At 41.9% G+C, this 284-nt stretch carries 2 rRNA genes; both read left to right on the top strand.

Annotation, left to right across the window (positions count from 1 at the left end):
- Positions 1-127: ribosomal RNA gene (locus M3226_RS31865) — 23S ribosomal RNA — on the top strand; the annotation flags it as partial.
- Positions 128-213: 86 nt separating this feature from the next.
- Positions 214-284: ribosomal RNA gene (rrf, locus tag M3226_RS31870) — 5S ribosomal RNA — on the top strand; the annotation flags it as partial.

Below are 284 nucleotides of genomic sequence, written 5' to 3' on the forward strand. Positions count from 1 at the left end.
CAAGATGAGATTTCCCATAGCGTCAAGCTAGTAAGATCCCTGAAAGATGATCAGGTTGATAGGTCAGAGGTGGAAGCATGGTGACATGTGGAGCTGACTGATACTAATCGATCGAGGACTTAACCAAGTTTTAAAGCGAACTAACTCAGTTTTACCCAATTTCTTCTATATATTATCTAGTTTTGAGAGAACGAACTTCTTTCAATTAAATAGTCTGGCAATAATGGCGAGAAGGTCACACCCGTTCCCATACCGAACACGGAAGTTAAGCTTCTCAGCGCCGA

The organism is Neobacillus cucumis, assembly GCF_023715505.1.